The following is a 13,732-nucleotide window of genomic DNA, read 5'->3' on the forward strand; positions in this document are numbered from 1 at the left end:
GACATCACGCCTCTTGTGATCCGCGCTGACTTCCCTTTATGGATCAATGCTCCGGTTGAAGGAACAAATTACGGCGATTTCAGATGGGTGCTGAGTGTGAACAGGGCGTTTTAAGGTTTACATACATAATTTCTTAGGCATCGCTTCAAGTCTTAAAACAGATACCCTACTCCATTTTCTTATACTTATACATTCCCAGCGGGTCCTGTCTTAAAAGCTTTGACAGCGCCAGATACATTTCCGGTTGATGGGCATTAAAATGTTCAGGTCGTTCAAAAAAATATTCAACAGCAACAGCAAAGTACTCATCCCTGTCTACCTGGTTATAGTTTTTATATTTTGACTTGCCGCTTTGTATATACTTTTCAGCCTGTACCTTGTATAAATTATCAAATGTTTTAAATGTTTGGCGATTGAAAATTCCCGTTTGACTGAATTGATATTCCAGGCTCAATGCCATGGCCATGATTTTCAATCCAGGATTATAACCATCTGTCATGGATGAATAACCTGCAGCAAACGTTTCCCAGCAAATGTCAATTTGTTTTGCGTGGCCAAAAGTATTCGGGTCTGTCACATCGGTTGCCGTAATGTTAATTTTATCAAAGCATGATAAATAATATGCTTCTCTGCCAAACAATAGTTGAATAGAAGTAGCAGCGATCATCACCTTCATTTCCTCTGTAACTTCAATACCATCATAATAAATAAATTCCTTATTAATTAAGAAATGATGTACACGCTTCCTGAATTCATGTCTGGCATTTTGAGAAAGCTTTTTGTAATAAGGAAACTTCTCTTTCAGTATTTCCTGTCGCTCATCATTTAAGTTTTGGGTATACAACCAAAGTTTCCAGAATTTATATTCATGGACTTTACAATAATAATAAATCGTAACAAAAGCAGTCAATACAAATGGAAGCAAAACAGCTATATACCAAACATACGTGGGGTACTGGTGTGGATCACGCCCTCCATAATATCTTGCATGGCTATTAAAATGAATTGAGCCTACTAAGATCGTTGTTGCAAAAAAACGAGACATACCAATTATAAAAATTATAGTTATTCAAACGGTTTGTATTTATAACTCATCCAAGAATCAACTGTTCGAGGAATATAAATTTTTACAACTTCAAACACAAAGCCTTGAACAGCCCTCCGTCCGAAATGGTACAGCCTGCCTGAATCATATTAAAAAGTTCCAGCTCACGGACTTTAGAATAAGGTTTTGAGGTCGTACGTACAATTAATTTATCCGGGGGATTAACAGTGGCTTCCTGTATAAAAGCACTATCTAAAAAATTCACGTTTGCTTCTTCATCTTCAGACTCCATGGCAACCAGTACCAGCTTGTCCTGCAGACATTGAAACGCATGAACAAAATTTTCAGCGCGGTATTCCAGATAATTTACTTTCCGCAGAATACCTTCAAACACTACATCGCTAAATAATTCAATAAGCCGTTGAGCATCCTCTTTGTCGTTCTCTTTTATCTTCACCCAATCTTCCGCCGTAATTCCGTTTAACACAAGGTATTCAACAAACTCTTTTTCAAGTTCTGTAAGCTCATCCAAAGTCAACAAACGGTATTTGGGCATATACGGAAGAAAATTATGATGCGTAATGAGATAGTTACTATTGAAATTTATAAACCGCTGGCAAGCACATCGCAGATATGCATGGTCTTAATCGGAAGATTTTTATGTTTGATATAGCCTTCCAGGTGCATCAGGCATGACACATCTGTTGAAACAATAACGGAAGCGCCTGTATCCAGCGCATTCATTACTTTCTGTTCTGCCATACCTACAGAAATAGGTTCGAATTTTACTGCGAAGGTCCCCCCAAAGCCACAGCAGGTTTCATTATCTTTTAATTCAACCAGTTCAAGTCCTTTCACGCTGGTTAACAACGCACGCGGACCTTCCTTGATCTTACATTCCCTCAATCCGCTGCATGAATCATGATAAGTTACTTTTGCATCCAGCACAGCTCCGGGTACTGAGGTAACTCCAAGTACTTTCGTAAGAAACTCTGTAAACTCATATGTATTTTGTTTTACACGTTTATAATCCAGCACATAGGAAGTTGAATCAAATAAACGGCTATAACTGTTACATACCATGCCTACACAGGATGCCGATGGAGAAACAACATACCGATTGGGTGTTGAGAAATCTTTCAGGAATTTAACCGCCACATCTTTTGCCTCATCAAAGAAACCCGCGTTAAACGCCGGCTGCCCGCAGCAGGTCTGATTAGGGTTATAATGCACCTCACATCCTAAACGCTCTAATATCTTCACCATATTAAAGCCGGTTTCAGGGTACAATTGATCTACAAAACAAGGAATAAAAATATCAACGATTATTTTTTTAGACTTCATCAATGTGTATGTTAGGTGCAGGCGTTCTGCCGTTATTTCATAAATATTTCTGAGGCTTGCTTTAACGCATCCCGGAATACCGGCAGTTGAATACCTGTTGGAATAGAGCGTTCTGTAAGTTCATCCAATAGAACTTCGGTATTAATATTGCCTACCAGCTCATCTTTAGCCATCGGACAACCACCGATCCCCATAATGGTAGAATCGATCCGTTTACAACCGGCATCCAGTGCTGCCTGAATTTTCAAACGTGCTGTTTCCGGGCGTGAATGGAAATGTGCGCCAAATTCAATATGGGGGAATGAAGGCAACAGATCTTTAAATAAGCTTTTAATTAATTCCGGTTCTGAGCTACCAATGGTATCAGACAAAGAGATCGTTGTGATTTCCAGCTGATCCAGTTTTTTAACAAACTCAATAACTGTAGATGGATTGTACGCTTCTCCATAAGGATTACCAAAACCCATGGATAAATAAACAATCAGGTTTTTATTATGACGAATGCATAAATGCTGTATCGCATCTACGGATTTCATCGCCTCATCAATACTTTTGTTTGTATTCTTTTGCTGAAAGGTTTCAGAAAGCGAGAGTGGAAATCCCAGGTAATCAATTTCCGGATAGGTTAACGCTTGTTCCGCTCCCCGTTCATTTGCAATGATCGACAATAAAGCTGCACGCGGGCCATCCAACTGCAGCAGGTCAAGTACATCAGCTGTATCCCTCATCTGAGGAATGGCTTTAGGAGAAACAAAGCTCCCAAAATCAATGGTATGAAAACCTGCACGCAACAAGGTATTTATGTATTTCGCTTTTACTTCCGTTGGAATAAAAGTCGTAATACCCTGCATGGCATCCCTCGGACATTCAATAAGCTTTATATGTGACTCAACACCTGCCATTTAAAATACTTTCGATGCAATTGATTTAACGGTATCAGATTTACCCATAGAATAATAATGCAACACAGGCGTACCTGCCTGCATCAATTCTTTTGACTGCTGAATGGCCCATTCAATACCCACCTGACGAACCTGCTCATCGTCCTTACATTTTTCAACTTCTTTTACCAATGCTTCCGGAATTACCAAATGAAAGATCTTTGGTAAAATCTGAAGTTGTCTTTTAGTAGTCAATGGTTTAATGCCAGGTATAATCGGAATATTGATTCCGTTCTTTCTACAATTCGAAACAAAATCCAGGTATTTTTTATTGTCGAAGAACATCTGTGTCACGATGTAATCGCTACCACAAGCAACTTTATGTTTCAGATTCTTCATATCCACTTCCATGGAAGCTGCATCCATATGCATTTCAGGATACGCTGCCACTCCTACACAAAAATTGGTAGGGGTTGCGTTTGATAAATCTTCTTCCACATAAATCCCTTTATTCATATCGTTGATTTGTGAAACCAATTCGCTGGCATAATTATATCCACCTGGTTTTGCAACAAAACTTCCTTCAAATTTGATCGGATCCCCACGTAAAGCCAACACATTATCAATGCCTAAGAACTGCAGATCAATCAAAGCATCCTCCGTTTCCTGTTTGTTGAAGCCACCACAGATCAAATGAGGCACTGCATCCACTTTAAAACGATTCATAATGGCCGCACAGATACCAACTGTACCCGGACGTTTACGAACCGTGATCTTTTCCTTCGTGCCATCAGCACGTTCTTTTATCTGATAATCCTCTCTGTGATACGTAACATCAATAAATGGTGGCTTAAATTCCATCAAAGGATCAATAGCATCAAAAATAGATTGTATATTTTGCCCCTTAAGCGGCGGAAGTATCTCAATTGAAAATAATGTTTTGCCTTTCGCTTTCTCTATATGCTCAGTAACCTTCATTTATTATGTAATTTGTAATCCTACAAAAATACATAAAACAAAGGGATTCCCATGCACGCTTTATTATTCCTTACGAAAGAAATTCAATGAATAGTACCTATGTTGAACATAGCCATGAACGAAACATCAATCACATCATTCCATATTTTGTTCGGAGAAAAATTGTTTGATATATTCAGATATATGTTATCAACATTTTGTACTTGACAAATATTTTTTCAAAAATGAAATTCAAAAATTATCTGCATGTATAAAAAAAAATTCTACCGTTGGGCAACGATAGAATTTTTAACTTTAGTCAAGCAAATATGTTTATTTAATTACAAAAATGAATTAACCACTATTTGCGTATGATCAATTCTAGGAGGAATTGTAAAACTAAATTAACTAAAAAAGCCCCCAATAGCAATAAAACACGATTATTTTTCCTCGAAGTGTGTTTATTTATATATATAAATTATATAATACTTCCTTAAATTAATACAATTTTACAAATAAGAATACCATTCAACTTTTTAATTTACAGGCGATTGTAAGAAGAGATTATTTATTTTCAACTTGAAGGGAAAAATCCGGATGTGCATTTTATACATATTGTATTTTTCCAATATTTTATCCGGCAAAATGACCTCACTTTGTTTCTTTTTCTGATTAAAAAAAGAAATCCCTGTCCTTGATAAAGAACAGGGATAAAATTCAAAATATTGAATTATTTTCAAATATCGTAATTTAAATTCGGCGCCAGCCACTTTTCCATGGTTGAAAGATTCATATTTTTCCGGCTGGAATATGCCTCAACCTGGTCTTTTCCCACCTTACCCAAACCAAAATATTTAGCCTCTGCATTCGCAAAATAAAATCCTGAAACTGAAGATGCTGGATACATAGCCATACTTTCAGTCAGGATAATCCCAGTTTTATTAGTCGCATCCAACAGCGCAAACAGATCCGGTTTTTCTGTATGATCCGGGCATGCAGGATAACCAGGTGCCGGACGAATGCCCGCATATTCTTCTTTAATCAATGCTTCGTTATCCAAATTTTCATTGGCTGCATAGCCCCAGAATTCTTTACGTACTTTCGCATGCAAACATTCTGCAAATGCTTCTGCCAGTCTATCAGCAACTGCCTTCAGCATAATGCTGTTGTAATCATCATGATCTTTTTCGAAACGTTCCAGATGTTTTTCAATGCCGATACCTGTTGTTACTGCGAACATACCCATGTAATCCTTTTTGCCGGATTCTTTCGGTGCAATAAAATCAGCCAATGAAATATTCGGTACATCTTTTCCTTTCTTGCCTTGCTGACGCAGGAAATGAAACCTCTTCAACACATTTGAACGCGTTTCATCTGCATACACTTCTACTGTATCATCGTTTACAACGGCAGCCGGATACAATCCATATACGCCGTTTGCAGTAAGCCATTTCTCCGTTACAATCTTATCCAGCATGGCATTAGCATCTTCAAACAATTTTGTTGCTTCTGTACCAATAACAGGATCTTTAAGAATCTTCGGATACTTTCCTTTCAGCATCCAGGTCTGAAAAAAAGGTGTCCAGTCTATGTATTCGCGTAATTCAGATAAAGAAAAATCATTCAATGAATAATTACCAAGCTGTTTTGGAGCAGCAATTGCAGCAGTATCCCAATCAATGGTATATTTATTTGCACAGGCTTCTTTATACGTTACATAATTTTTGTCTTCGCGCTTATTCGCATAATCTTCACGCACCTGCGCATATTCAGCTTTCATCTCTTTTACAAAAGCCGCACTGCCCTCATCACTCAGTAATTTACTGGCAACCGGTACACCTTTAGAGGCGTCCAGTACGTGCACTACGGCTCCGCTGTAATTTGGATCAATTTTTACAGCTGTATGGATGCGTGATGTTGTTGCACCACCAATCAATAATGGAATTTTAAATCCTTCACGTTCCATTTCCTTGGCAACATGTACCATTTCATCCAGAGAAGGTGTAATCAAACCTGAAAGTCCTATGATGTCAACGTTTTCACGCTTTGCAATTTCAAGAATTTTTTCTGCCGGCACCATTACACCTGCATCAATAATGTCATAGTTATTGCAGGCTAATACAACGCCAACAATATTTTTTCCGATATCATGCACATCGCCTTTTACTGTTGCCATCAATATTTTACCGGCATTACGCTGGTCACCATTTTTAGCTTTTTCAGCTTCCAGAAATGGCATCAGGTAGGCTACGGATTTTTTCATAACCCGGGCACTCTTTACGACCTGCGGCAGGAACATTTTTCCTTCGCCAAATAAGTCCCCTACTACATTCATACCTGCCATCAACGGACCTTCGATCACTTTCAGCGGTATTTCATATTTGATCCGGGCTTCTTCTGTATCCGCATCAATGAATTCAATCTCACCTTTTACCAATGCATAAGTCAGACGCTCTTCAACAGTCCCTTTGCGCCATTCGAGATCTTTCACTTGAACTTTATCAACACCTTTCACACTGTCTGCATATTCAAGCAAACGTTCCGTTGCATCATCTCTTCTGTTCAGGAGTACGTCTTCAACACGCTCCAGTAAGTCCTTCGGAATGTTTTCATATACTTCAAGCATGGCAGGGTTTACAATTCCCATATCCATACCTTCTTTGATGGCATAATATAAAAACACCGAATGCATGGCTTCGCGCACTGCGTTATTTCCTCTGAAAGAGAAGGAAACGTTACTTACCCCGCCGCTGACATGAGCACCAGGCAGGTTTTCGCGAATCCAGCGGGTAGCTTTAAAGAAATCAAGCGCATAATTCCTGTGCTCTTCAATACCTGTTGCTACCGGAAAAATATTCGGATCAAAAATTATATCATTCGGATTAAAATTCAGTTTATCAACCAGCAAGCGATAGGAACGCTCACAGATCGTAATCCTTCGTTCGTATGTGTCTGCTTGTCCGGCTTCATCAAACGCCATGACAACAACGGCAGCTCCGTATTTCTGTATTTTACGTGCCTGCATTAGGAATTCTTCTTCCCCGGCTTTTAAGCTGATTGAGTTTACAATCCCTTTTCCCTGGATACATTTCAGACCAGCTTCGATCACATGCCATTTAGAAGAATCTACCATTACCGGAACACGGGAGATCTCCGGTTCTGATGCCAGCAAATTCAGGTAACGAACCATCGCAGCTTCACTATCAAGCATCCCTTCATCCATGTTCACGTCGATTACCTGAGCACCGCCGCGTACCTGGTCAAGAGCGATTTCAATCGCTTCCTCGTATTTATTTTCTTTGATCAGTCGTAAAAACTTGGCAGAACCGGTAACATTGGTTCTTTCACCTATATTTACAAAGACTGAATCTTTATCTACAACCAGTGGTTCAAGTCCACTTAATTTTAACTTACCGATTTTATAATTCATTATCGCTACTTACTACGCTACTACTGTTTCTTCTAATGTTCGTGGCTGGAATGTTGCAGCCAGATCTGCCAATGCTTTGATGTGATCAGGTGTACTTCCGCAGCAACCGCCAAGAATATTCACCAGGTTTTCTTCCAGGAAGATTTTCACCTGTTCAGCCATTTGCGCAGGAGTCTGATCATATTGACCGAACTCATTCGGCAATCCGGCATTCGGATATGCGCTTACAAAAAATGGTGCTTCCTTCGCCAATACCTGCAGGTATGGTCTCAATTCTTTTGCTCCCAACGCGCAGTTCAAACCAACGGACAACAACGGCGCATGTGATACAGAGATTAGAAATGCTTCTGTTGTCTGTCCGGATAAGGTACGACCGCTGGCATCAGTAATGGTTGCAGAAACCATTACCGGAATTTCCTTGCCTGTTTCCTCAAACAATTCCATGATCGCATAGAGAGCCGCTTTTGAATTCAGCGTATCGAAAATTGTTTCGATCAGCAACAAATCTGCTCCGCCTTCGATCAAACTGACAGCCTGTTCTTTATAAGCTTTAGCCAATTCATCAAACGTAACGGCACGGTATCCGGGATCGTTTACATCCGGCGAGATAGAAGCTGTACGGTTTGTTGGCCCCATTGCTCCGGCAACAAAGCGGGGACGTGAAGGATCTTTTCTCATGAATTCGTCAACTGCTTCACGCGCAACTTTTGCACCGTAATAATTGATATCATGAACCATGTGTTCCAGTTTATAATCCGCCTGCGCAATGGTGGTACCACTGAATGTATTGGTTTCAATAATATCAGCACCTGCTTCTAAATACTGGGTATGTATCGCTTTAATCACATCAGCGCGAGTAAAGCTTAACAAATCATTATTACCTTTTAAAGGATGTGCATGGTCATTCAGCTTTTCATTTCTGAAATCATTTTCGTCCAAACTATAGCGTTGGATCATCGTTCCCATTGCACCATCCAGAATCAGAATCCGTTTGGTCAATTCGCTTTTTATATCTGCCTTATTCATTGCTTTCCTTTCTTCTAAGAGCCTCAAATACAAACCTACACACTTGCTGGCTGAAAGACAACTCATTTACTTGAAACTTCATACATACGTGCATAACAAAATCGCACAGAGAATAATTTCAAATACATAGTATTCAATCCATTACAGCATGTTTCAGGATGCTCCAGTTACACCGGAATGATCGCAGCAGAACTGCTTATTACGAAAAATGAATTATGATAAAGAAAATAAATAACTTTCAAAAGATGTGTGAACTGTGTATTTTTGGTAACCAGACGAATACTTAAAACACTACTACGTGAAACTTGCTGCAGTTGATATCGGCTCCAACGCCATTCGTTTCCAGGTAAGCAAAATCCTGGAATATAACGGCATGATAATGTTCAAAAAAATGGAATACGTACGTTTCCCCTTGCGTTTAGGAGAAGATGTATTCCGTCTTGGAATGATATCAGCGGAAAAAGAAATGAAGTTCATCAAACTCATACAAACATTCAAAAATCTTTTTGAATTGTATGAAGTAGATGATTACATGATCTCGGCAACTTCGGCCATGCGTGAATCTAAAAACGGCAGGGACATTGTGCTGAAAGTAAAAGGCCTGGTTGGTGTTGACATCAACATCATTGATGGTGATAAAGAAGCAGAACTGATCAATACAGTTTTACATAATGAACTTGACGATAGTTCTTATATTCACATAGATGTTGGTGGTGGTAGTACAGAATTAAACCTGTTTGTAAACAGAAAAAAAATAGCAGCCCGTTCATTCAAGATTGGTTCTGTAAGAAGGCTACAGGGACTGGATGCTCCTGAAGAATGGGAAGAAATGAAACAATGGGTTAAAAACAATATTGACAAACTACCCAAGCCCGTAACTGCAATAGGTACCGGGGGTAACATCGGTAAAATTTTTGAATTGGGTACAGCAGACAAACCTAAAAAAGACAAACGTATCATTTCACTGAAGCGTATTGAAGAAGTTCAGCACAACGTTTCACAGTACAGCTACGAAGACAGGATCAATGTATTGATGTTGAACAGTGACCGTGCCGATGTCATTATTCCGGCATCTGAGATCTATACCAGTGTCATGGAATTTGCCAAAGCAAAACAGATGGTTGTACCGGAAGTAGGTCTGAAAGATGGTCTCATGCTGATGTTGTATGAAAGAAACAAGCATCTACACATTACTGATTTGGATAGTATACGCAACGTAAATAAATATCAAAAATAATTCCCCTTATGAGTTCTGAAGAAAACGAAGTTGAAAACAAGGCATCCAAAAACCTTGAATTATTCATTGGTGTGGTCATTGCTGTTTTTGCTGCAGTTCTAGCCATTAATGACCTTGGTGCCGGCAGATATGGTGATGATGAAATGATCGCCCATAACAACCAGACAAAGATGTATAACTGGTACCAGGCAAAAAGCATTAAAGAAACATTGTATGAAGGTCAGCTGGATCTGCTTTCTACGTTAGAAAAAACGAATTCAATCAAAGAAGAACATAAAAATGTTGTTGACTCTTTTAAGGTACAGAAAGCAAAACAGATCAAGCGTTATGAACTTGAAAAAGACGAAATCCTGAAAGGTTCTGTGAATATTGAAAAAGATAAGTGGACATTAAAAGACGAAAAAACGGGCGAAAAAGGAACTACCATCGGTGCCAAACAATGGGAAGAAGAAGCAGATAAACTTGGCGCAGCCGGTGACCTGTTTGACCTTTCAAGCCTTTTCCTCCAGATCTGTATTGTCTTTGGTGCAATCAGTCTGGTATTGCAGGAAGCATCAACACGTAAAATATTCTTCTGGCTGATGATCGCAATGGGCATTGCCGGTACATACTTTACCGTTCATGCCTATATGCAGGCGATGGCTTAATGAGGTTCAAAGTTTTATGTTCTGAGTTTTAAGAAAACGGCTGTTGATAATCATTAACAGCCGTTTTTATTTTTATACGAATCGTATATCTTTACCATATCGCATTAACCTGCAACCTTATGTTTATACGCATTCTTTCCTCTGGTCTTCTAATCGGTTTGCTTTCTGCATGCAGCTCTTCAGAACAAACTGCCGAAGTTGTACGTGTACAAAGTACACTAGAGATTTTCACAATCGACTCCGGAAGCCGTGACATTATCTACCAAACAAATGAAAACTTTGAAGCCCCTAACTGGTCAAGAGATGGGAGCTTTTTACTTTTTAATATGAAAGGTGAAATCTATAAAATCCCTCCTATCGGTGGCACGCCTGAAAAACTGAATACAGGATTTGCCACGAAATGTAATAATGACCACGGTATTTCTCCGGACAATACGCAATTAGTTATCAGCCATCATGAAAAGGAATCGGGAAAATCAATGATCTATACATTACCAATTACTGGCGGTACGCCGAAACTTATCACACCCAATGCTCCATCTTACTGGCATGGCTGGTCGCCCGACGGCAAGACTTTAGCATATTGCGCCGAACGTAATGGTGAGTATGATATTTATTCCATACCAGCTCCCGGCGGCAAAGAGACGCGTTTAACAACTGCCAAAGGTCTGGATGACGGACCTGATTATACGGCAGATGGCAAATACATTTATTTTAATTCTGTACGCACAGGCAAGATGAAAATCTGGCGCATGAAGCCCGATGGTTCAGAACAGGAACAGGTTACGTTTGATACCTACAACGATTGGTTCGCACATCCTTCACCGGATGGTAAATACATTGTATTTGTTTCTTACGAACCGGATATTGAAGGACACCCGGCGAATAAAAATGTAATGCTGCGTTTAATGTCGCTGGAAGTCGGAGAGCCGAAAGTAATTGCCAAATTATTCGGCGGACAAGGAACCATCAATGTTCCGTCATGGTCGCCGGACAGCAAAAAGTTTGCTTTTGTGAGTTATAAATTATTGGATTAAAATATACTATCCCCTAATAAGTATTATCTTATATATTAAACCAAAACTCAACATCATGAAAAATATTTTTAACCAGGATATCGTAACGGAAACAATAAACCGTATTGACCAATTAACACCGGAGTCGCAGCCGGCATGGGGAAAAATGTCCGTGAGTAAGATGCTTGCGCATTGTAATGTTACATACGAATTGGTGTATGAAGACAAGCATCCGAAACCTAATCCACTGATGAAATTTTTTATCAAATTTGTAGCTAAAGATGCTGTCGTGAGTGAAAAACCGTATAAGAAAAGTATCATGACTTCTCCTGTTTTTATTATTACGGATGAACGTGAATTCAATAAAGAAAAAACACGTTTAATTGATCACATCATCAAAACCCAGCAATTGGGCGAATCTTATTTTGACAAAAAAGAATCTCATTCTTTTGGTCTGCTTACTAAAGATGAATGGAACAATATGTTCTATAAACACCTGGATCATCATCTGACTCAGTTCGGAGTTTAATACGCAATCATTTCCACTTTTATATTCAATATTGTCTTATGAAAGCAAGCGAATCCAAACCAGATACGATTGATAGTTATATCTCAACATTTCCCGAAGATACGCAGATGCTGCTTGAGCAAATGCGGACAACGATTAAGAAAGCAGTTCCAAAAGCAACGGAAGTAATCAGCTATGGCATGCCGGCATTTAAATTACATACAGTGCTGGTGTATTTCGCCGGTTACAAAAATCATATCGGCTTCTATCCCACTTCTTCCGGCATTCGTGAATTTCAGAATGAGATTGCTGCTTATAGAAATTCAAAAGGCGCAGTACAATTCCCGTTGGATAAACCGTTGCCTGTTAAACTGATCAAAGAAATTACCTTGTTCAGAGTTAAGGAAGATCTCCTGAATGCCGAATTAAAAGCACAAAAGAAGGTTAAGGCGAAAAAATCAAAAACGAAATAATTCATGCGATTTAACTTATGTAATAAAATACATGAGAAATTATTTTTACGTAACTTTTAAGTTACATATATTTGCGTAACTTAAAAGTTACTTATATGAAAAACGATATCAGACACCAATGGCATTTTAATCATCCTCCGCAGTTGGTATGGGATTACCTGACTAAACCTGAGTTACTGTCTCAATGGCTTATGGAAAGCGACTTTCAGCCAATTGAGGGCCATGAATTCATGTTCAATACAAAGCCAAAAGTGAAAGTAGGATTTGATGGCTTGATTTACTGTAAAGTTTTAAAAGTACAACCAACTACACACCTATCCTATACCTGGAAAGGCGGACCCGGAAAAGGCAAGATAACGCTTGACTCCATTGTAACCTGGACGCTCTCACCAAATGGAACCGGGACAGACCTGTTATTGGAACATACCGGATTTACAGGATTCAGGAACCTGCTATCATATTTAATTATGAACAAGGGCTGGCAGAAAATCCAGACTCGGCTTGCCCTGCATATGGACAAACATCTAAAATGACACAACAAGCATTAGATATTTTCCAGGTAATTGCAGACCCGAACAGACGATATATCCTGGAATTACTGACCGAACAAAATCTCTCTATTAATGCGTTGGCAGAAAATTTTGATATGAGCCGGCCGGCAGTATCCAAGCACATAAAAGCGTTGCATACAGCCGGCTTTGTTTCTATTGAAGAAATCGGTCGGGAGCGTGTGTGCACCTTGAACCAGGAAGGCTTTAATGAACTGCAGGAATGGATCAATTATTTTGATGGTTTCTGGAAAAACAAACTGAAGAATCTGGAAACATTGATGAACAAAAAAAATAAATAACTTCAAATTTCAGATTTATGAAATATCTCATAAAAATATATACCATTGCGATATTACTATTTTCTTTACCTCAAAGCGGATCAACCAAAGAATACAACAATCCTGATTCTGCTGCAGCCTGCAGAGATCATGCGATCGTAACAATGAATTCGGGGAACTATAATTCCGAGACAAAAAAGTACGCATATTATGGCACAACAATTATTTATATGAAAAAAATAAACAACATCTGGAAAATGGCAGACATCAAGTAAATTTACTTGAATTTAATCTGATTGAATTATACTGTCGCATCTCCCCTTACACATTGTCGTTTTT

General features: G+C 39.0%; 15 protein-coding genes. 8 read left to right on the forward strand and 7 right to left on the reverse strand.

Annotated elements, in window-relative coordinates:
- Nucleotides 1–166 precede the first annotated feature (166 nt).
- From ACTHJT_RS15405 to ACTHJT_RS15435, 7 genes are all read right to left on the reverse strand, one after another.
- Complete coding sequence (locus ACTHJT_RS15405; RefSeq protein WP_440239805.1) at nt 167–1,045, reverse strand: zinc-dependent peptidase; 879 nt, start codon at nt 1,043–1,045, stop codon at nt 167–169.
- A gap of 82 nt (nt 1,046–1,127) precedes the next feature.
- Nucleotides 1,128–1,601 (reverse strand): DUF6495 family protein, encoded by a 474-nt coding sequence (locus ACTHJT_RS15410; RefSeq protein ID WP_440239807.1) that lies wholly within the window; start codon nt 1,599–1,601, stop codon nt 1,128–1,130.
- Nucleotides 1,602–1,648: 47 nt separating this feature from the next.
- The gene (locus ACTHJT_RS15415; protein ID WP_440239809.1) at nt 1,649–2,389 is read right to left on the reverse strand and encodes a (Fe-S)-binding protein; all 741 of its coding nucleotides are present in this window, start codon (nt 2,387–2,389) and stop codon (nt 1,649–1,651) included.
- A 32-nt stretch (nt 2,390–2,421) separates the two neighbouring features.
- On the reverse strand, nt 2,422–3,291 hold the full coding sequence (locus ACTHJT_RS15420; protein WP_440239811.1) for a hydroxymethylglutaryl-CoA lyase: 870 nt from the start codon (nt 3,289–3,291) through the stop codon (nt 2,422–2,424).
- Nucleotides 3,292–4,248 carry a methylenetetrahydrofolate reductase [NAD(P)H] gene (metF, locus tag ACTHJT_RS15425; RefSeq protein WP_440239813.1) on the reverse strand — a complete coding sequence of 319 codons (957 nt, stop codon included), beginning with the start codon at nt 4,246–4,248 and terminating at the stop codon, nt 3,292–3,294.
- A gap of 715 nt (nt 4,249–4,963) precedes the next feature.
- Complete coding sequence (gene metH / locus ACTHJT_RS15430; RefSeq protein ID WP_440239815.1) at nt 4,964–7,657, reverse strand: methionine synthase; 2,694 nt, start codon at nt 7,655–7,657, stop codon at nt 4,964–4,966.
- Nucleotides 7,658–7,669: 12 nt separating this feature from the next.
- Complete coding sequence (locus tag ACTHJT_RS15435) at nt 7,670–8,683, reverse strand: homocysteine S-methyltransferase family protein (RefSeq protein WP_440239817.1); 1,014 nt, start codon at nt 8,681–8,683, stop codon at nt 7,670–7,672.
- Nucleotides 8,684–8,981: 298 nt separating this feature from the next.
- Here ACTHJT_RS15435 and ACTHJT_RS15440 point away from each other — a divergent pair, with 298 nt between their 5' ends.
- The 8 genes from ACTHJT_RS15440 (at nt 8,982) to ACTHJT_RS15475 (ending at nt 13,668) form a co-directional block, all read left to right on the forward strand.
- Nucleotides 8,982–9,920, forward strand: coding sequence for a Ppx/GppA phosphatase family protein (locus ACTHJT_RS15440; RefSeq protein ID WP_440239819.1), 939 nt, complete (start codon nt 8,982–8,984; stop codon nt 9,918–9,920).
- A gap of 8 nt (nt 9,921–9,928) precedes the next feature.
- Complete coding sequence (locus ACTHJT_RS15445; RefSeq protein ID WP_440239821.1) at nt 9,929–10,567, forward strand: DUF4337 domain-containing protein; 639 nt, start codon at nt 9,929–9,931, stop codon at nt 10,565–10,567.
- Nucleotides 10,568–10,686: 119 nt separating this feature from the next.
- Complete coding sequence (locus ACTHJT_RS15450) at nt 10,687–11,604, forward strand: TolB family protein (RefSeq protein ID WP_440239823.1); 918 nt, start codon at nt 10,687–10,689, stop codon at nt 11,602–11,604.
- Between the two features lie 55 nt (nt 11,605–11,659).
- Nucleotides 11,660–12,112, forward strand: coding sequence for a DUF1569 domain-containing protein (locus ACTHJT_RS15455; RefSeq protein WP_440239825.1), 453 nt, complete (start codon nt 11,660–11,662; stop codon nt 12,110–12,112).
- A 38-nt stretch (nt 12,113–12,150) separates the two neighbouring features.
- On the forward strand, nt 12,151–12,564 hold the full coding sequence (locus tag ACTHJT_RS15460) for an iron chaperone (RefSeq protein ID WP_440239827.1): 414 nt from the start codon (nt 12,151–12,153) through the stop codon (nt 12,562–12,564).
- A gap of 95 nt (nt 12,565–12,659) precedes the next feature.
- Nucleotides 12,660–13,097 carry an SRPBCC family protein gene (locus ACTHJT_RS15465; protein ID WP_440239829.1) on the forward strand — a complete coding sequence of 146 codons (438 nt, stop codon included), beginning with the start codon at nt 12,660–12,662 and terminating at the stop codon, nt 13,095–13,097.
- Nucleotides 13,094–13,414 carry an ArsR/SmtB family transcription factor gene (locus tag ACTHJT_RS15470; RefSeq protein WP_440239831.1) on the forward strand — a complete coding sequence of 107 codons (321 nt, stop codon included), beginning with the start codon at nt 13,094–13,096 and terminating at the stop codon, nt 13,412–13,414. Before ACTHJT_RS15465 ends, ACTHJT_RS15470 begins: the two co-directional genes overlap by 4 nt.
- Before the next feature lie 17 nt (nt 13,415–13,431).
- Entirely contained in the window at nt 13,432–13,668 is a 237-nt protein-coding gene (locus tag ACTHJT_RS15475) for a hypothetical protein (RefSeq protein WP_440239833.1), read from the forward strand.
- Nucleotides 13,669–13,732 lie beyond the last annotated feature (64 nt).

The sequence above is a fragment of the Cytophaga sp. genome (assembly GCF_051961495.1).
GTDB lineage: Bacteria > Bacteroidota > Bacteroidia > Cytophagales > Cytophagaceae > Cytophaga.

Excerpts from the sequence above, each read along its gene's own strand:
- ACTHJT_RS15405 (WP_440239805.1), bottom strand. The coding sequence starts at position 1,045 with ATGTCTCGTTTTTTTGCAACAACGATCTTAGTAGGCTCAATTCATTTT.
- ACTHJT_RS15410 (WP_440239807.1), bottom strand. The coding sequence starts at position 1,601 with ATGCCCAAATACCGTTTGTTGACTTTGGATGAGCTTACAGAACTTGAA.
- ACTHJT_RS15415 (WP_440239809.1), bottom strand. The coding sequence starts at position 2,389 with ATGAAGTCTAAAAAAATAATCGTTGATATTTTTATTCCTTGTTTTGTA.
- ACTHJT_RS15420 (WP_440239811.1), bottom strand. The coding sequence starts at position 3,291 with ATGGCAGGTGTTGAGTCACATATAAAGCTTATTGAATGTCCGAGGGAT.
- metF (WP_440239813.1), bottom strand. The coding sequence starts at position 4,248 with ATGAAGGTTACTGAGCATATAGAGAAAGCGAAAGGCAAAACATTATTT.
- metH (WP_440239815.1), bottom strand. The coding sequence starts at position 7,657 with ATGAATTATAAAATCGGTAAGTTAAAATTAAGTGGACTTGAACCACTG.
- ACTHJT_RS15435 (WP_440239817.1), bottom strand. The coding sequence starts at position 8,683 with ATGAATAAGGCAGATATAAAAAGCGAATTGACCAAACGGATTCTGATT.
- ACTHJT_RS15445 (WP_440239821.1), top strand. The coding sequence starts at position 9,929 with ATGAGTTCTGAAGAAAACGAAGTTGAAAACAAGGCATCCAAAAACCTT.
- ACTHJT_RS15450 (WP_440239823.1), top strand. The coding sequence starts at position 10,687 with ATGTTTATACGCATTCTTTCCTCTGGTCTTCTAATCGGTTTGCTTTCT.
- ACTHJT_RS15455 (WP_440239825.1), top strand. The coding sequence starts at position 11,660 with ATGAAAAATATTTTTAACCAGGATATCGTAACGGAAACAATAAACCGT.
- ACTHJT_RS15460 (WP_440239827.1), top strand. The coding sequence starts at position 12,151 with ATGAAAGCAAGCGAATCCAAACCAGATACGATTGATAGTTATATCTCA.
- ACTHJT_RS15465 (WP_440239829.1), top strand. The coding sequence starts at position 12,660 with ATGAAAAACGATATCAGACACCAATGGCATTTTAATCATCCTCCGCAG.
- ACTHJT_RS15470 (WP_440239831.1), top strand. The coding sequence starts at position 13,094 with ATGACACAACAAGCATTAGATATTTTCCAGGTAATTGCAGACCCGAAC.
- ACTHJT_RS15475 (WP_440239833.1), top strand. The coding sequence starts at position 13,432 with ATGAAATATCTCATAAAAATATATACCATTGCGATATTACTATTTTCT.